Raw genomic sequence first — 16,584 nt, 5'->3', positions numbered from 1 at the left:
TCGTTAGCACTCCATGACCATGAGTGCCAGGAGGAAGAAGACGTGCCGAAGTACCAGTATCAGTGCACCGAGTGCCACGAAGGTCTCGAAGTCGTGCAGAAGTTCACCGACGACGCCCTGACGCAGTGCCCGGCGTGCCAGGGCCGGCTGAAGAAGGTGTACTCGGCGGTCGGCATCGTCTTCAAGGGCTCCGGCTTCTACCGCAACGACAGCCGTAACAGTTCGTCGTCGAGCAGCGCGCCGGCGTCCGGAGGCAAGAGCGGCAAGAACGGCGGCAAGGGGAGCGACTCCTCGTCCTCCTCGACCTCCTCGTCGTCCGACTCCGCGGGAGGGTCCTCCTCGGGGTCCGCGGGCTCCTCGTCGTCCTCCTCCTCTTCGGCGTCCTCGAACGCCGCGGCCTCCGCCGCGTGAGCGCAGCGGGCGGGGGCGCCACCGCCGAGCGGGCCGACATAGGGGTGATCGGCGGGTCCGGGTTCTACTCGTTCCTCGACCGAGTGACCGAAATCACCGTCGACACCCCCTACGGCCCGCCCAGCGACTCGGTGCTGCTCGGCGAGATCGCCGGCCGCCGCGTCGCGTTCGTGCCGCGGCACGGCCGCGGGCACCACCTGCCCCCGCACCGCATCAACTACCGCGCCAACCTGTGGGCGCTCCGCTCGCTCGGCGTGCGCCAGGTCGTCGGCCCTTGCGCCGTCGGCGGGCTGCGGCCCGAGTACGGCCCGGGCACGCTGCTCGTCCCCGACCAGCTCGTGGACCGCACCAAGGGCCGCCCGCAGAGCTTCTTCGACGGCGCGCGGCGCGCGGACGGGCAGCAGCCGAACGTGGTGCACGTCTCGTTCGCCGACCCCTACTGCCCGACCGGGCGCGCGACCGCGCTCGCCGCGGCACGCGCCCACGACTGGCAGGCCGTGGACGGCGGCACCATGTGCGTCGTCGAGGGCCCCCGGTTCTCCACCCGTGCCGAGTCCCGCTGGCACGCCGCGCAGGGCTGGTCCGTGGTCGGGATGACCGGGCACCCCGAGGCGGTGCTCGCTCGCGAACTGGAGCTCTGCTACACCTCGCTCGCCCTCGTCACCGACCTGGACGCGGGAGCCGAAGCGGGCGAGGGCGTGTCGCACGCCGAGGTCCTCGACGTGTTCGCCGCCAACATCGACCGCCTGCGTGAGGTGCTGTTCGACCTGGTCGCGCGCCTGCCGGAGCAGCGGGACTGCGCGTGCGGCGCCGCGCTGGAGGGCCAGGACCCGGGGATCGCGCTGCCGTAGGCCGCTGCGCCGGGCCGGTCCCGTCGTGGTGTCGGCCACCTCGCCGCGCCGTGTCGACGTGCCCGGCTGCCCATGGCCCGGCCGTGGCCCCCGGCCGTCTGCCGCGGACTGTCCGCCGCCGCTTGTCCGCTGCGGGCTGTCGGCTTCCGGGGGTCCGCTTCCGGTGGTCCACCGCCGCTTGTCTGCTTTCGGCCGCCCGCTTTCGGTGGTCCGCTTTCGACCGTCTGCTTTCGGTGGTCCGGCCGTAGCGGTCCGTTGCCGACCGTCCGCAGCCTGCCGCACGGCACGTCGCGTATCGCTCGAACGGGTGACCGAGTTTTCCACAGGTGCCCGGTTGTCCACAGGCGTCGGCGGGATCTTGCGAAACCGGGCACGGTAGTGCCATGTCTCACGCGATGGCTCCGCCCCACTCCTCTCTGTCACCTTCCTCTCCCGATGCCACCGTCCCCGCCTGGGCGGCCCCCGACCCGCCCGGGGCCGCACCGCGGGTCCGGGATCGGCCCGTTCCCCGTCCCACGCCCGGCCCCGGCGTTCCGGTCGGCGCCCGGCCCGCGGCGGCCGAACGGGATTCGGCCCCGGCCGCGGCGGTCCGGAGCCTGCCCCTGCCCGCCGCCGTCGTTCCCCCGTTCGCTCCCGTGCGACCGCGTGGCGGGCGATGGCGGCTGCGACGGGCGGCGCGCCGGCATCGCCGGCGCCTCGCCGCCGTGCTCGCCCTGGCCTCCGCGGCCGTGGCGTTCGCCGTGCCGCGCGGCGGTGGCACCGACGTCCCGACACCCGCGGCCGCGGCGGCCCGCGAGGGCCCAGCCGCGCCCGCGAGGGACGAGGCCCGTGTCCTCGCGCCGGTACGGATCGCCGACGCGGAGGCGGTGAGACTGCTGCGCCCCGGTGACCGGGTGGACGTCCTCGCCGCCACGGCCGCCTCCGCGGCCGGGACGAGCGGCGCGGAAGCGCCACCGGCGCGGGTCGTGGCCCGTCGGGCACGGGTCGCCGACGTGCCCGAGCAACCGTCCCCCGAGGACGCGGCTGGGGCCGGCGCGCACGGTGCCCTGCTGGTCCTGTCGGTCCCGCCCGGGACGGCCGCCGCACTCGCCGGTGCGGCGGCCACGGCCGACCTGGCGGTGACCAGGTGGTGAAGGGACTGGGACGGCTCACCGGATGGAGGGAGCGGAATTGGACAGAGCCGACCCGCCTGTTGCAGCTTGGACGGCTCAGGCAGCGTGAGCAGCGCCGCGATGTGGGCGGCGCCGACGGGAGGCGCAGTGGTCACCGAGGAGAAGCGGGGCGCCCTGGCGGGCGCCCGGAGCACCCTGGAGGGTTTCCGGACCTTCCTCCTGCGGGGCAACGTGGTGGAGCTGGCGGTCGCCGTGGTCATCGGCGCGGCGTTCACCAACATCGTGAACTCGGTCGTGGAAGGGGTCATCAACCCCCTGGTCGGAGCCTTCGGCACCAAGGACCTGGACGCCTACCAGTCCTGCCTGCGCGGTCCCTGCACGGTGAACGAGGCGGGCCAGGTCGTGGAAGGCATCCCGATCCGCTGGGGATCGGTGCTGAGCGCCTCGCTGACCTTCCTGATCACGGCGGCTGTCGTGTACTTCCTGATGATCCTGCCCCTGACCCGCTACCTGGAACGGCGCCGGGCGAAGGCCCCCGCCCCGCCGGTGGTGCAGACGGAGCTGGAACTGCTCGCGGAAATCCGCGACGAGCTGGTCGCTCAGCGGGCCGCCCGCGAGGACGCCGCCGTGGGGGCCCAGCGCACGCACAGCCCCGGGGCGGCGACCGCGGACTCCGGCGCCCGCGTGCCGGACGGGCAGCGGCCGGAGGGGCCGCGCGGGACGTAGCCGCACCGCAGCCCCTCCGCGCCGGGCGCCGTCACAGGTGGTGGGGCGGCTTCTCGCGCAGAAGACGGGCGAGATTCCCGGCCTCGGCCTCGCCGGGAGGCAGGTCGCCCCAGCCCTGGTCCGAGTCGTCGGGGGCCCGCCGCGTCAGTGGGTCGTCGAAATCCAGTGCGCGTCCGGTGTCCGGCTGCGTCCGCCCCGGACGCGACATGTCGCTCATGCCGCCAGGATACGGCCGCGACGGCAGCCTCACCGGGGCCAGTGCCTCGTACCACCAGCGATCACGTCCCGGCTGCCAGGGGACAGGGCGCGGCGTCTGCGGCACCACCAGCACGGTGTGGATGTCCGGGCGGCCCGCGAGCGCGCGGTCGAGCGCGGCCTTCGTACCGATCACCCGGCCCCGCGTACGGCAGGCGTCCGCCGTGATCACCAGCGGGACGGCCGAGCCGCCGAGCCGATGGCGCAGGAGACCGTGCTGGTTGCTCACCGGCAGCGAAACGCGCGTCGCGGACAACTGGGCGCAGGCCAGTGTCACGATCACGGACTCCAGGCACATGGGCAGCAGCACCGGGACGGTGTCCCCCGCACGCACCCCGAGACGGGCCAGGGCTCCCGCCGCCCGCTCGCTCTCCCACAGCAACTGCCCGTGGCTCAGTACGTCGGCCGGGCCGGTGCCTTCCCCCGGGCCGCCGTTCCGTCCGCCTTGATCTCCCGACATGAGGGGCAGCATCGCGGTTCGCGTTGGACGTCCGATAAACGTCCGCTGTACATGGGCCGGTTCGCCGGGATTTCCGTGGTCCGAAGAGCGTGGTACCCAGGTGGCATGAATGACGGAATGCCGCTCCCCCCTGGACCGCTCGACGCACTCACGGATGTCGCGGGCCTTCGGGTCGGGCATGCGCAGCGCGTCGGGAACGGCTGGCTCACGGGCGTGACGGTGGTGCTCGCCCCGGAAGGCGGGATCGTCGCCGCCGCCGATGTCCGGGGTGGCGGTCCCGGAACCCGGGAGACGGACGTGCTCGACCCGCGGAACCTGGTCACCCATGTGGACGCGGTCGTGCTGACGGGCGGCAGCGCCTTCGGTCTCGACGCGGCCGGTGGCGTCGTCGCCTGGCTCGAAGAGCACGGGCGGGGCTTCCAGGTCGGGCCCGACCCGTCCGAGGTGGTGCCCATCGTGCCGGCCGCGGTCCTGTTCGACCTCGGCCGCGGTGGTGACTGGCGGGCGCGGCCCGACGCCGTGCTCGGGCGAGCGGCGGTGGAGGACGCGGCCCGCCGGGAGGTCGGGGCCGGGTTTCCCGAGGGCACGGTCGGTGCGGGCACGGGCGCCAGGGCCGGCGGCTTCAAAGGCGGCATCGGGACGGCGAGCGCCGTCCTGCCGTCCGGCGCCACCGTCGCGGCACTGGTCGCGGTGAACTCGGCGGGCTCGCCCGTCGATCCGGGCTCCGGTGCCCTGTACGGCGAGCGGGACGGCCGGGCGCCGTCGGCCGAGCGGCACGCCGAGGCGGCCAGGCGGCTCGCCGAGGCCGGCGCCGAGACGGTTCGCCGGTCCGCGCCGGCCGGGCGGCCCCCGTTGAACACGACGCTCGCCGTCGTGGCCACGGATGTCGCGCTGTCGCCGTCGCAGGCCCAGAAGCTGGCGGGCACGGCACATGGAGGGCTGGCCCGCGCGGTACGGCCGGCTCACCTGATGACCGACGGCGACACGGTGTTCGCGTTGGCCACGGGCGGTCGACCGGGACCGGAAGGGCCGACTCCCATCGAGGCGGCGCTCGCCTTCAACGAGGTACTGGCGGCGGGGGCCGACGTGCTGGCGCGCGCGGTGGTCAAGGGAGTGCTGGCGGCCGAGGGCGCGGACACGCCGGGTGGCGTGTTCCCCGCCTACCGGGAGCTGTACGGCGACCGGTAGACCCGGCGGGGGCGCCGCCGGAGGCTGGGGGGCGAGGGCGTCGGCGCGGACGGGGTGGGCGTCATCGAGCCTGCGTCGCCCCGGGCGCCTGGGCCGGGCCGCGGCCGGGACCGTCGGCAGTGCGGCGGTGTTTGAGCAGAACCACGAGGGCGGCGGTGACCACGGTCCCGGCCGCGATGGAAAGGAGGTACAGGGCGGGTCCGCCGACGAGCGGCACGACGAACACGCCGCCGTGCGGTGCCCGCAGAGTGCTTCCGGCCGCCATGGCCAGGGCCCCGGTGAGCGCGCCGCCGGCCATGGCGGAGGGAATGACGCGCAGGGGGTCCGCCGCCGCGAACGGGATGGCGCCCTCGGTGATGAACGAGGCGCCGAGCACCCAGGCCGCCTTGCCGTTGTCCTTCTCGGTGGAGGTGAACAACCGGCCGCGAACGGTGGTGGCCAGGGCGAGCCCGAGCGGCGGGACCATGCCGGCGGCCATGACCGCGGCCATGATCTCCAGGCTGGTGTCCCCCGGGTCGGCGACGGCGATCCCGCCGGTGGCGAAGGCGTAGGCGACCTTGTTGACCGGGCCGCCCAGGTCGAAGCACATCATCAGCCCGAGCAGAGCGCCCAGGAGGACGGCGTTCGCGCCGCCCAGCCCGTTCAGCCAGTCGGTCAGCGCCGACTGGGCCTCAGCGATCGGGCGGCCGACGACCACGAACATGAGCAACCCGACGGCCGCGGCCGAAAGGAGGGGAATGACGACGACGGGCATGATGCCGCGAAGCGCCGGGGGGACGCGGACCCGCCGGATACCGAGCACGACGGCGCCGGCCAGCAGGCCTGCGGCCAGGCCGCCGAGGAACCCGGCCTCGACGGTCACGGCGATGGCGCCCCCGGTGAAGCCGGGCACCAGCCCGGGGCGGTCGGCCATGCCGTAGGCGATGTAGCCCGCGAGGACGGGGATGAGGAAAGTGAAGGAGGTGCTGCCGATCTGATGGGCGAGGGCGGCCCAGCTGTCGGCCTCGGCCGGTGAGAAGTGGTCGGCCACGGCGGGCGCGTCGCTGATCTCGTAGCCGCCGAGGGCGAAGGCGAGCGCGATGAGCAGGCCCCCGGCGGCGACGAACGGCACCATGTAACTGACGCCGGTCATCAGCCACTTGCGCAGGCGCGTGCCCAGGTGGTCGCCGGGTTCCGCGGCGCGTTCCATCGGCGCGGGCCGGCTCGCTCCCGGGACGCCGTCCGGAGGCGGGGCTGCGCGGGCGCGGGCGATCAGTTCGCCGGGACGGCTCACGGCGGCCTTGACGCCTGTGTCCACGGTCGGTTTGCCGTCGAACCTGGCCCGGTCGCGCACCTCCACGTCGTGGGCGAGGATCACCGCGTCGGCGCGGGCTATGAGTTCGGGGGGCAGGCGTTCGAAGCCGCCGGAGCCCTGCGGCTCCACGGCGATCTCGATCCCGTCCGCCTCGTCGGCGGCGCGCCGCAACGCCTCGGCCGCGAGGTAGGTATGGGCGATGCCGGTGGGGCAGGCGGTCACGGCCACGATCCGGAACGGTGTGCCGCCCGCCGCGGCTCCCTCGGCCTCCACCCGGCCGCCGTCGGCCCGCGCGGGCGTCCCGGCGCCCGGAACGGGGCCGCGTCCGGCGTGCGGCACGGGCCCGTCGCCTTCCGCCCGTGCGTGTGTCCCGGCCCGCGGCGGGTGTGCGCCGTCGGCGTGTGCGTCCGGCGGAGCCGCTCCGGACTCGGCGGCGTGCGCATCGGGCGAGTGCGAGGTGCCTGGGGCGGCAGGCGTGCGCTCGTCGCGGCCGAACGGTTCGTCGGCGGGTGTCCGGGGCGTGGGGTCGAACGGTTCGGCGGCGGGCGTCCGTTCGTCGCGGCTGGACGGTTCGTCGGCGGGTGTCCGGGGCGCGCGGCCGGCCCGCGCCTGCGGGCCCGGTTCGCCGCCGGTCCCGCCGGTCCCGGTTCCGTCGGCGCTGCCCGTGCCGGTCCCGTCGGTGCCCGTCCCGGAGCCGGAGCCCGGGTCGCCTCCGGCGACCTGGGCCGGGGAGGCGGAGGAGGAGGGGTGGGAGGGGGTGGGGGAGGGCCCCCTGAGCAGGGAAGCCGCCCTGGCCGGGTCCCCGGTCTCCCGCAGGGCGCGAGTGAACTGCGGGTCCATGAGGTCGCGGGCCAGGGCGGAGAGGACCGACAGGTGGTCCCGGTCGCCGCCGGCCGGGGCGGCGATGAGGAAGATGAGGTGCGCCGGACCGTCGGGGGCGCCGAAGTCGATGCCGCGCGAGCTGCGGCCGAACGCGAGCGTCGGCTCGGTCACGTGGGCGCTGCGGCAGTGGGGTATGCCGATGCCGCCTTCGAGACCGGTCGGCGCCTGCGCCTCGCGGGCCGCCACGTCGGCCAGAAAGGCGTCGACGTCCGTGACACGGCCCGCGGCGGCCATGCGGGCCGCGAGGGCGCGGGCGGCCCCCTCGCGGTGCGCGGCGGTTCGGTCGAGATCGAGGTCGACCAGATCCGCGGTGATCAGTGGGTTCATCGCGCGGCTCCCAACGGGCGTTCGAGCGGTGGTTGCGAGGTGACGGCGACCTCGTCGGGCCGCAGGTCGGCCGGCTCGGGCATGGCGCTGCCCGGCAGCCGTACGGCCGCCGCGCCGTGGGCCAGTGCGGCGGCCAGCGCCCGCGGCCCCCGGCCGCCGGCGGACAGGAACCCGGCCAGCGAGGCGTCGCCCGCGCCGACATCGCTGCGGACCGGCGTGGCCGGCGCGGTGCCCCAGTGCGTGCCCGTGTCGTCGACGAGCAGTTGCCCCGCCGCGCCGAGTGTGGCGAGCACCGCTCGGGCCCCGGCCGTCCGCAGTTCCTCGGCGGCCAGGACGGCGTCTCCGACGGTGGTGAGGTGGCGGCGGACGGCGGTGGCGAGTTCATCGGTGTTCGGTTTGACCACGTCGGGCCGGGCGGGCAGGGCGCGGGTGAGGGCGGGGCCCGAGGTGTCCAGGGCGATGCGCGCGCCGGTCCCGCGGGCGCGGGCGACGAGTGCGGCGTACCAGTCGTCGTCGAGGCCGCGGGGCAGGCTGCCGCAGCAGACGGTCCACGTGGCGCTGCCGGCGCGTGCCGTGACGGCGCTCAGCAGTGCGCGCGACTCGGCCGGGGTCAGTTCGGGGCCCGGGGCGTTGAGTTTGGTGAGGGTGCCGTCCGGTTCGGCGGCGGCGACGTTGACGCGGGTGCGGCCCGTGACGGGGACGGCGGCGACCTCGATGCCGAGCCCGGTCAGCAGCCGTTCGAGCAGCGCGCCTTCCGGACCGCCGAGTGGCAGGACCGCGATGGTGCGGTGCCCGGCGGCGGCGACCGCGCGGGAGACGTTGACGCCCTTGCCGCCGGGGTCGACGCGGTCGGCGTCGGCGCGCAGCACCGCGCCTCGGGCGAGGGCCGGGATCTCGTAGGTGCGGTCGAGGCTCGGGTTCGGCGTTACGGTGAGGATCACGCGCGGCGCACCTCGGGTCCTGCCGCCTCGACGCTCGCCGCGTCCCTCTCGGCCAGGCCGTCGTCGGTGATCAGCAGGTCGACCTGCGCGAGGGTGCCGAAGCGGGCGAAGTGCTCCTGTCCGAACTTGCCCGAGTCGGCGAGCAGCACGACGCGGCGGGCGGCGGAGATCAGGGCGCGTTTCACCGCTGCCTCGGCCAGGTCGGGCGTGGTCAGGCCGGAGGCGGGGCCGAAACCGTTGGTGGCGACGAACGCGATGTCCGCGGTGATCTCGCCGTAGGTGCGCAGCGCCCAGGCGTCGACCGCCGCCCGGGTGCGGTGCCTGACCCGGCCGCCGGCCAGGTGCAGGTCGATCCCGGGATGGTCGGCGAGCCTGGTGGCGATCGGCAGCGCGTGGGTGACGACGGTGAGGGTGGCGTCGAGTGGCAGCACGGCGGCCAGGGCGGCGGTGGTCGTGCCCGCGTCGATGAGGACGCTGCCCTCGCCGGGGAGGAGAGGGAGGGCGGCGCGGGCGATGCGTTCCTTCTCCGGGACGGCGGTGGCCTCGCGTTCGCCGAGGCCGGGTTCGAAGTCCAGTCGGCCCGCCGGGATGGCGCCGCCGTGCACACGGCGCAGCACGCCGGCCCGGACGAGGGTCTTCAGGTCGCGGCGCACGGTTTCCGCGGTGACGTGGAACTCCTGTGCGAGCGCCAGGACTTCGACCCGGCCGCGGGTGCGCGCGAGGGCGAGGATCGCCTGCTGGCGCTCGGGTGCGTACATGTGTGTTTGGGTCCGTTCCGTGCCCGATTCTGTTGTCCCGGTCGGGATCGTACGCGCGGATCATTCCGGTGTGAACAGGTCGGGAGCGGGCGGACGGGGGCCTCCGCACGGCAACGCCCGGCCCCCGCGGCGGTGTGCCGCGAGGGCCGGGCGCGTGAGGGGCGCGTGCCGGGTGCGGGTGGCCGGGCCTCCCGCGGCCGGTTCAGTGCACCATCACGGGCACGTGCGCGGCGTCGTCCGCGTCGTCGCCCGAGGACTCCGCGTCACGGCTGCTTCCCTTGCTGTTGATCAGCAGGGCCGAGATCACGGCGGAGCCGAGCACGATGAAGAACGCCCACCAGATGGCCGTGGTGTAGCCGTGGACCATCGCGCTGAACGCGAGCAGCTGTTCGTCCGTCGCGCCCGCCGCGTGGTCGGTGAGGTACGCGGTCGTGGCACCGGCGGCGATGGTGTTGAGCAACGCGGTGCCGATGGCGCCGCCGACCTGCTGCGACACGTTCACCATGGCGCCGGCCACACCGGCGTCGGTCGGCTTGACCCGTTCCGTCGCCAGGCTCATCGCGGGCATGAACGCGGTGCCCATGCCCAGGCCGAGCAGCACCTGAGCCGGCAGGATCACCGCGACGTAGGAGGTGTCGAGGCTGAGCTGGGTCAGCAGCAGCATGCCGAGCGAGGCGACGGCGAAGCCCGGCGCCATGAGTGCGCGCGGCGAGACCCTCGTGACCAGTCGGGCGCCGATCTGGGTGGAGCCGATGATCATGCCCGCGACCATGGGCAGGAACGACACACCGGTCCTGACCGGCGAGTATCCGCGCACGACCTGGAGGTAGTAGGTCATGAACAGGAAGAGGCCGAACATGCCGATGATCGCCAGACCCAGTGCGGCGTAGGCACCGCCGCGGTTCCGGTCGGTGATCACGCGCAGCGGGAGCAGCGGGGACTTGACGCGCGACTCGACGAGCGCGAACGCCGCGAGCAGCACGGCCGCGGTCACGAACATCGTGACGGTGAGCGGCTCCGTCCAGTCCTCGTGCTCTGCCCGGGCGAAGCCGTAGACCAGGGCCACCAGGCCGAGGGACGCGAGCACGGCGCCCGGGATGTCGAGGGTGGAGCGGTTCCTGGCGTTCTCGGGCTCCTTGATGTAGAGCACGGCGCCGATGGCGGCGACCACGGCGAACGGGATGTTCACGTAGAACGTCCAGCGCCAGTCCAGGTAGTCGGTGAGCGCGCCGCCGAGCAGCAGGCCGATGGCCGCGCCCGCGCCGGAGATGGCGCCGAAGACACCGAACGCCTTGGCGCGTTCCTTGCCGTTGGAGAACAGGACGGTCAGCAGCGAGAGCGCGGCCGGGGCGAGCAGCGCGCCGAAGACGCCCTGGAGGGCGCGGGAGATGTAGAGCATCGCCTCGTTCTGCGCGGCGCCGCCGAGCGCGGACGCCAGGGCGAAGCCGATGAGGCCGACGATGAACGCCCGGCGGCGTCCCCACAGGTCGGAGACCCGCCCGCCGAACAGCAGGAGTCCGCCGAAGGCGAGCGCGTAGGCGGTGATGACCCACTGGCGGTTGCCGTCGGATATGCCCAGGTCGACCTGGGCGGTGGGGAGGGCGATGTTCACGATGGTGCCGTCCAGGACCACCATCAGCTGGGCGAGGGCGATGAAGAACAGCGCGTGCCAGCGCTTGGGGTCCAGGGCGCCGCGAGCCGGGCTCGCGGTCTTCTCGGGTGGCATGACGGTGGGAACCTCACGTTGCGTTCGTGCGGTGGGCAGGGCGAAGGACGGCTGGAAGCCGTTGAGGGTGAGGACTTCGGTGGAGAGCCGGATTCAGCGTCGGTCCGGCGTCGGACCGCCGCCGGGCCCGTGCCCGCCGCTGGAGCGGGGCGCGGTGCCGGAACGGTTGGCGGCGGTGGAACGGGTGGCACTGGTGGAGCGGGTGGCGGCCGGGGCGCAGAATCCGTCCTTGAAGTCGGCGAGGTTGCTCGCCCGGCCTGGCAGCGGGCTGCGCGGGGGTGTGCGCAACCCGTCGAGGAACACCTGGAGGTGGCGCCTCGCCATCTCGGTCATGTCGCTCCGGCGGTCCTCCTGGGTGCCGGGAACGGGCTGGGTCAGGCGGGCGACGGCCACCAGCAGGTCGCCGGAGCCGATGTCGGCGCGGAGCGCGCCCGACTCGTGCGCGCGGTCGACGATCTGCTGGGTCACGCGGTGCATCCGTTCCCGGCTGGCGACCAGCTGCGGATCCTCGGGGTCGATCCCGAAGCCGAGCATCGGGCAGAGTCCGCCGACCCGTTCCTCCGCTGAGGCGAGCACCATGCGGCACAGGGCCTCGAAGGGGTCGTCGACGGTTTTCAGGGTCTGCTCGGCCTGCTCGACGATCCGCTCGTTCACGTAGAGCATCACGTGGAACAGCAGCGAGTGCCGGTCGGGGAAGTGCCGGTAGAGCGTGGCGTTCCCGACTCCGGCCCGCCGGGCGATGTCGTCGAGGGGGGCCTCGGGGCCGTGCTCGACGATGGCTTCCCGGGCGGCGAGGAGGATGCGTTCGCGGTTGCGGACGGCGTCGGCGCGCAACCGGGTGCACGCGTCCGCGGCGCGCCTGCCCACGGGCGCGGCCGTCGACGCCGCGGGGCTCGTCGCGGCCGAGGACCCGGACGACGTGGACGGCGCTGACGGCGTGGGCGATGGCGTGGACGCGGATGTGGCGGTCATGCTGCCGCTTCCCCCTCCGGCGGTTCGGCGCGCCGGCTCGTCTGCCGGTCGCGGAGTTCGTGGGCGGAACAACCGGGGACCAAGTCCCCGGTTGAGTCGGACACCGTTCCGAACGGAGAACGACTCCCCGCTTATTTCGCGCGCTGCTGTGTGCTGCGTCACAGCACCGGACGGGGTGCGCGACGTACGCCGGAACGACAACGGGCCGCGCACCACCCGTGAGGGGTGGTGCGCGGCCCGCAGGCGGTGCTCCTGTGGTGCGTCGGGGCGTGCGCGCGGTGCGCGGGCGCGCCCCGGCCGCGGTCAGGCGGCGGCGTCGAACCCGGAGTCGTTCGCCATGCGCTTCAGCTCAAGCAGGGCGTGTTTCTCGATCTGCCGGATGCGCTCACGGGTCAGGCCGTGCTGCTTGCCCACTTCCGTGAGGGTCCGCTCGCGGCCGTCCTCGATGCCGTACCTGGCCCTGATGATGGCCGCGGTGCGGTCGTCGAGCCGGCTGATCAGGTCTTCCAGACCCTCACGCCGCATCATGACCAGGACGGACTGCTCGGGCGAGGCCGCCGAGGTGTCTTCGAGCAGGTCGCCGAACTGCGTCTCGCCCTCGTCGTCCACCGACATGTTGAGGCTGACCGGGTCGCGCGCCCAGTCGAGGACGTCCTGGATGCGCTCGGGCGTCGAACCCAGGTCGGTCGCGATCTCCGCGGGCTCCGGCTCGCGCCCGTGCTCGCGGTTGAACTCCCGCTGTACGCGCCGGATGCGCCCCAGCTCCTCGACGAGGTGGACGGGCAGCCGGATCGTGCGGGACTGGTCGGCTATCGACCGCGTGATCGCCTGCCGGATCCACCACGTCGCATACGTCGAGAACTTGAAGCCCTTGCTGTAGTCGAACTTCTCGACCGCCCTGACCAGGCCGGCGTTGCCCTCCTGGATCAGGTCGAGCAGCGGCAGTCCGCTGCGCGGGTAGCGGCGGGCGACGGCGACGACCAGTCGCAGGTTGGCCCGGATGAACGCGTCCTTGGCGCGCTCGCCCGCGGCGACGAGGGCTTCGAGCTCCTCGCGCGAGGCCGCGGCGGCGGCGCCCTCCCGGGCCGGCTGCTCCTCGCCCCGGAGAATGCGGTCCGCGTACAGCCCCGCCTCGATCGTGAGGGACAGCTCGACTTCTTTCGCCGCGTCGAGCAGCGGAGTGCGGGCTATCTCGTCGAGGTACATGCCGACCAGATCGCGCTCCGTGGCATCGCTGCCTGCGCTGGACCGGACACTGCCCGCCGCTCCGACACTGTCATCGGTGTCCGGACGCCGGGCGACGGCACGGGTTGCCATACGTGCTCCCTTGCGAAGTGATCGAACGTGGTCCTTGCCGGACCGGACCCGGGATGCCCCCTTGCCTCCCGCGTCCGTAACGAATCAACGACGGGAATCCGGACAGAATTCCCAAGCCGCTCATCTTCTTGCCGGGGATGCAGTACCCTGCCCGTTCACAGGCGCTCGACCCGGGCCCCACGGGGCCGGCGGCGCGCACGGGCCGGGTGCGGGCCCTGTCTTCCGGCGCTCCCCACATCACGTTCCACATCCCTGAAGACGATCGGGACGCTGTCTTAGTTGCGTCCGGGTACCCAGCGCCCGCACCGCCATGCGGCGCCCGGCGCGTTCCGGCCACGGGCTGCCGGCCGCAGGCCGCCGCGGGTGCCCGCGCGGCCCTGGTGACGTGCCTGCCCGGGCCCGGGTAGGTTGCCGCTCAGTGCCTTCCCCGCCGGGCGGGGGACCCGGCCCGTCCGGGGAGCGGACGGACACAGGGGGCGGGTGCATGGGCAGCGGTGGCAGTGCCGGAGGAGACAGCCGTGACCGCGCCCGGGCACGGGGATCGCGCGGCACGCCGGACGCGTCGGGGGCGTCCCCGCGTCCCGACCGTTCCAGGCCCGACCGCTTCAGGCCCGACCGCTCCAGGGGCGTGCCCCCGGCGGTCGCGCGCTGGATCGCACACCGACGCAACACCGAGCTGGCCATGATCGTGCTGGCCGTGGCCGCCGCCGCGGCCGGGCACGCCGCGGCGGGCCTCGCGATCGACGAACGGGTGCCGTCCGGCCTGCCGGGACACGTGGCCCTGCTCGGCGGCACCGCCCTCGCCGCCCACCTGGTGGTGCGGCGCTTCGCCCGGCACGCCGACCCGCTGATCCTGCCCGTCACCGTGCTGCTCAGCGGGCTCGGGCTCGTGCTGCTCGACCGCCTCGACCACGCGTACGCCACGCACTACCCGCCCGACAACTACCAGTCGGCGCCCGCGGCCCCCGACCAGGTGACGTGGACGCTGGTCGGCGCCGGCCTCTTCGTCGCGACCCTGGTCGTGCTGCGCCACCACCGCATGCTCCAGCGGTACACCTACCTGGGCATGGCCCTGGCGATGCTGCTGCTGATGGCGCCGGCGCTGTTCGGCGCCGACCGGTTCGGCGCGAAGCGCTGGATCACCGTCGGGCCGCTGAGCGTGCAGCCGGGCGAGTTCGTCAAGGTGATGATCGTCGTGTTCTTCGCGAGCTACCTCATGGCGAACCGCGACGCCCTCGCCCTCACCGGCCGCCGCGTGCTCGGCCTCGCGCTGCCGCGCGGGCGCAACGCGGGACCCGTTCTGCTCGTGTGGGGCGTCAGCCTCTTCGTGCTGTTCTACGAACGGGACCTGGGCACGTCGTTGATCTTCTTCGGCGTGTTCGTCCTCATGCTCTACATCGCGACCCAGCGCACCAGCTGGGTCGTGCTCGGCGGCCTGATGGCCGTCGTCGGCGCCGCCGTCGTGGCCACGACCCAGCCGCACGTCAAGGGCCGGGTCCAGGCGTGGCTCGACCCGATGGCCGCCTTCCTGCCCGAGGGCGAACGCCCGCCCGGCCTGGTCTCCGACCAGCTGGCGCAGTCGCTGTTCAGCTTCGGAGCGGGCGACCTCACCGGCACGGGGCTCGGCCAGGGGCACTCCTACCTGGTCGGCTTCGCGGGCCGCAGCGACTTCATCCTGGCCACCGTCGGCGAGGAACTCGGCCTGGCCGGTGTGACGGCGGTCCTCCTGCTGTACGCCCTGCTGATCCAGCGCGGCATCAAGGCGGCGCTCTCCGCGACCGACCCGTTCGGCAAGCTGCTCGCCGCCGGCCTGTCCTGCGTGCTCGCGCTCCAGGTCTTCATCGTCTCGGGCGGCGTCACCGGGCTCATCCCGCTGACCGGCAAGGCGCTGCCGTTCCTCGCCCAGGGCGGCTCGTCGACGGTGGCCAACTGGCTGCTGGTCGCCCTCCTGATCAGGGTCAGCGACACCGCGGGCCGGGCCGCGACCCAGCCACCCGGCAACGCCACGATCCTCACTCCGGTGATCACCGACGACACCCCCCGCCCGGCGCCGTGACCCGGTGCCCGGCGTTCCAGAGAAGGAGCCGGCCGACATGAACCTCTCCGACGACGCCACCGCACTCGCCGACGACCTGGTGCACCTGCGCCGCACGCTGCACGGCGTTCCCGAACTGGGACTCGACCTGCCGCGCACCCAGGAAACAGTGCTCGACGCCCTCGACGGGCTGCCCCTGGACATCACCGCGGGACGCGGCCTCAGCTCCGTGACGGCCGTGCTGCGCGGCACCCGGCCGGGGCCGACCGTCCTGCTGCGCGGCGACATGGACGCGCTGCCGGTCGAGGAACGCACCGGGCTGCCGTTCGCCGCGCCCGCCGCGCGCATGCACGCCTGCGGGCACGACCTGCACACCACGATGCTGGCCGGCGCCGCCCGGCTGCTCGCCGCGCACCGGGACCGGATCGCGGGGAACGTGGTGTTCATGTTCCAGCCGGGCGAGGAGGGGTACGACGGCGCGGGGCACATGATCTCCGAGGGGGTGCTCGATGCAACCGGGGAGCGCCCGGTCGCCGCGTACGCCCTCCACGTGATCTCGCACACCTGGGAGTCGGGGGTGTTCGCGACGCGCGGCGGCCCGGCGATGGCCGCGTCGAGCGTGCTCGACGTCACGGTCCTCGGCGCCGGCGGCCACGGCTCCGCGCCCCACCGGGCGAAGGACCCCGTCCCGGCCGCCTGCGAGATGGTCACCGCGCTCCAGACGTGGATCTCGCGCAGCTTCGACGTGTTCGACCCGGTGGTGCTCACGGTCGGCACGTTCCACGCGGGTACGCAGTCCAACATCATTCCCGACACCGCCAGGTTCACCGCCACCGTCCGCAGCTTCTCCGACGCGACCAGGGACCGGCTGCGCGAGGGCACCGTCGCCGTGTGCGAGGGCATCGCGGCAGCGCACGGGCTCGGTGTTGACGCGCGTTTCACCGAGCAGTACCCGGTCACGGTCAACGACGCGGCCGAGGTCGCGTTCGCCGCAGGGACCGTGCGCGAGGTGCACGGCGAGGAGCGGTTCAGCGGCATGGACACGCCGCTGCTCGGCGCCGAGGACTTCTCGCGCGTCGTCGACGCCGTGCCGGGGGCCATGATCTTCCTCGGCGCGACCATGCCGGGCCTGCACCCCGACACCGCTCCGGCCAACCACTCGCCGCTGGCCGCGTTCGACGAGGCAGTCCTGCCCGACGGCGCCGCCCTGTACGCCGAACTCGCCGTACGCCGGCTCGCCGCCGCCGCGTAACCCGACCGCCTTCCGCGCCGACCCGCCCGCCGACCGCCTCGCGCGGCCGGCCGGCGGGCCCGTGTCGACCGACTGGG

General features: G+C 74.2%; 14 protein-coding genes. 7 read left to right on the top strand and 7 right to left on the bottom strand.

All coding sequences use genetic code 11. The annotated features are described in order from the left end of the window. The first annotated feature begins 42 nt into the window (after positions 1-42). From LC193_RS11930 to LC193_RS11915, 4 genes are all read left to right on the top strand, one after another. Positions 43-411 carry an FmdB family zinc ribbon protein gene (locus LC193_RS11930; RefSeq protein ID WP_226073916.1) on the top strand — a complete coding sequence of 123 codons (369 nt, stop codon included), beginning with the start codon at positions 43-45 and terminating at the stop codon, positions 409-411. After that, complete coding sequence (locus tag LC193_RS11925; protein WP_226073915.1) at positions 408-1,262, top strand: S-methyl-5'-thioadenosine phosphorylase; 855 nt, start codon at positions 408-410, stop codon at positions 1,260-1,262. The genes LC193_RS11930 and LC193_RS11925 overlap by 4 nt, the downstream gene beginning before the upstream one ends. A gap of 704 nt (positions 1,263-1,966) precedes the next feature. Further along, positions 1,967-2,395, top strand: a complete 429-nt coding sequence (locus LC193_RS11920; RefSeq protein ID WP_226073914.1) for an RcpC/CpaB family pilus assembly protein — start codon at positions 1,967-1,969, stop codon at positions 2,393-2,395. Between the two features lie 126 nt (positions 2,396-2,521). Further along, positions 2,522-3,100 (top strand): MscL family protein, encoded by a 579-nt coding sequence (locus LC193_RS11915; protein ID WP_226073913.1) that lies wholly within the window; start codon positions 2,522-2,524, stop codon positions 3,098-3,100. A gap of 31 nt (positions 3,101-3,131) precedes the next feature. Here LC193_RS11915 and LC193_RS11910 read toward each other — a convergent pair whose 3' ends face one another. After that, on the bottom strand, positions 3,132-3,815 hold the full coding sequence (locus tag LC193_RS11910) for an AMP-binding protein (protein ID WP_226073912.1): 684 nt from the start codon (positions 3,813-3,815) through the stop codon (positions 3,132-3,134). A gap of 117 nt (positions 3,816-3,932) precedes the next feature. On the opposite strand from LC193_RS11910, the gene LC193_RS11905 reads away from it, so the two are divergent. After that, on the top strand, positions 3,933-5,003 hold the full coding sequence (locus tag LC193_RS11905) for a P1 family peptidase (RefSeq protein WP_226073911.1): 1,071 nt from the start codon (positions 3,933-3,935) through the stop codon (positions 5,001-5,003). 61 nt (positions 5,004-5,064) lie between these two features. Here the strand turns inward: LC193_RS11905 and LC193_RS11900 are convergent, their stop codons facing one another. From LC193_RS11900 to LC193_RS11875, 6 genes are all read right to left on the bottom strand, one after another. Next, on the bottom strand, positions 5,065-7,506 hold the full coding sequence (locus tag LC193_RS11900) for a fructose-specific PTS transporter subunit EIIC (RefSeq protein ID WP_226073909.1): 2,442 nt from the start codon (positions 7,504-7,506) through the stop codon (positions 5,065-5,067). After that, on the bottom strand, positions 7,503-8,447 hold the full coding sequence (gene pfkB / locus LC193_RS11895) for a 1-phosphofructokinase (protein WP_226073908.1): 945 nt from the start codon (positions 8,445-8,447) through the stop codon (positions 7,503-7,505). The genes LC193_RS11900 and pfkB overlap by 4 nt, the downstream gene beginning before the upstream one ends. After that, positions 8,444-9,205 carry a DeoR/GlpR family DNA-binding transcription regulator gene (locus LC193_RS11890; RefSeq protein ID WP_226073907.1) on the bottom strand — a complete coding sequence of 254 codons (762 nt, stop codon included), beginning with the start codon at positions 9,203-9,205 and terminating at the stop codon, positions 8,444-8,446. Before LC193_RS11890 ends, pfkB begins: the two co-directional genes overlap by 4 nt. 202 nt (positions 9,206-9,407) lie before the next feature. Continuing rightward, positions 9,408-10,931 carry an MFS transporter gene (locus tag LC193_RS11885; protein ID WP_226073906.1) on the bottom strand — a complete coding sequence of 508 codons (1,524 nt, stop codon included), beginning with the start codon at positions 10,929-10,931 and terminating at the stop codon, positions 9,408-9,410. Positions 10,932-11,024: 93 nt separating this feature from the next. Beyond that, positions 11,025-11,903 (bottom strand): TetR/AcrR family transcriptional regulator, encoded by an 879-nt coding sequence (locus LC193_RS11880; RefSeq protein WP_318842148.1) that lies wholly within the window; start codon positions 11,901-11,903, stop codon positions 11,025-11,027. Between the two features lie 303 nt (positions 11,904-12,206). Next, positions 12,207-13,220, bottom strand: a complete 1,014-nt coding sequence (locus LC193_RS11875) for a sigma-70 family RNA polymerase sigma factor (RefSeq protein WP_226073905.1) — start codon at positions 13,218-13,220, stop codon at positions 12,207-12,209. A gap of 682 nt (positions 13,221-13,902) precedes the next feature. Here LC193_RS11875 and LC193_RS11870 point away from each other — a divergent pair. Both LC193_RS11870 and LC193_RS11865 read left to right on the top strand, forming a co-directional pair. Beyond that, positions 13,903-15,276 carry an FtsW/RodA/SpoVE family cell cycle protein gene (locus tag LC193_RS11870; RefSeq protein WP_226078560.1) on the top strand — a complete coding sequence of 458 codons (1,374 nt, stop codon included), beginning with the start codon at positions 13,903-13,905 and terminating at the stop codon, positions 15,274-15,276. Between the two features lie 37 nt (positions 15,277-15,313). After that, positions 15,314-16,507, top strand: coding sequence for a M20 metallopeptidase family protein (locus tag LC193_RS11865; RefSeq protein ID WP_226073904.1), 1,194 nt, complete (start codon positions 15,314-15,316; stop codon positions 16,505-16,507). Positions 16,508-16,584 lie beyond the last annotated feature (77 nt).

Origin of the sequence: Streptomyces marincola (genome assembly GCF_020410765.1) — a bacterium.
Lineage (GTDB): Bacteria > Actinomycetota > Actinomycetes > Streptomycetales > Streptomycetaceae > Streptomyces > Streptomyces marincola.
Note: the sequence above shows the minus strand (reverse complement) of the source record. Positions and strands in the feature narration are given on the sequence as shown.

Bases quoted from the DNA above. Each gene is read 5' to 3' on its own strand.
- LC193_RS11910 (WP_226073912.1), bottom strand. From the start codon at position 3,815: ATGTCGGGAGATCAAGGCGGACGGAACGGCGGCCCGGGGGAAGGCACC.
- LC193_RS11905 (WP_226073911.1), top strand. From the start codon at position 3,933: ATGCCGCTCCCCCCTGGACCGCTCGACGCACTCACGGATGTCGCGGGC.
- LC193_RS11900 (WP_226073909.1), bottom strand. From the start codon at position 7,506: ATGAACCCACTGATCACCGCGGATCTGGTCGACCTCGATCTCGACCGA.
- LC193_RS11890 (WP_226073907.1), bottom strand. From the start codon at position 9,205: ATGTACGCACCCGAGCGCCAGCAGGCGATCCTCGCCCTCGCGCGCACC.
- LC193_RS11885 (WP_226073906.1), bottom strand. From the start codon at position 10,931: ATGCCACCCGAGAAGACCGCGAGCCCGGCTCGCGGCGCCCTGGACCCC.
- LC193_RS11880 (WP_318842148.1), bottom strand. From the start codon at position 11,903: ATGACCGCCACATCCGCGTCCACGCCATCGCCCACGCCGTCAGCGCCG.
- LC193_RS11875 (WP_226073905.1), bottom strand. From the start codon at position 13,220: ATGGCAACCCGTGCCGTCGCCCGGCGTCCGGACACCGATGACAGTGTC.
- LC193_RS11870 (WP_226078560.1), top strand. From the start codon at position 13,903: ATGATCGTGCTGGCCGTGGCCGCCGCCGCGGCCGGGCACGCCGCGGCG.
- LC193_RS11865 (WP_226073904.1), top strand. From the start codon at position 15,314: ATGAACCTCTCCGACGACGCCACCGCACTCGCCGACGACCTGGTGCAC.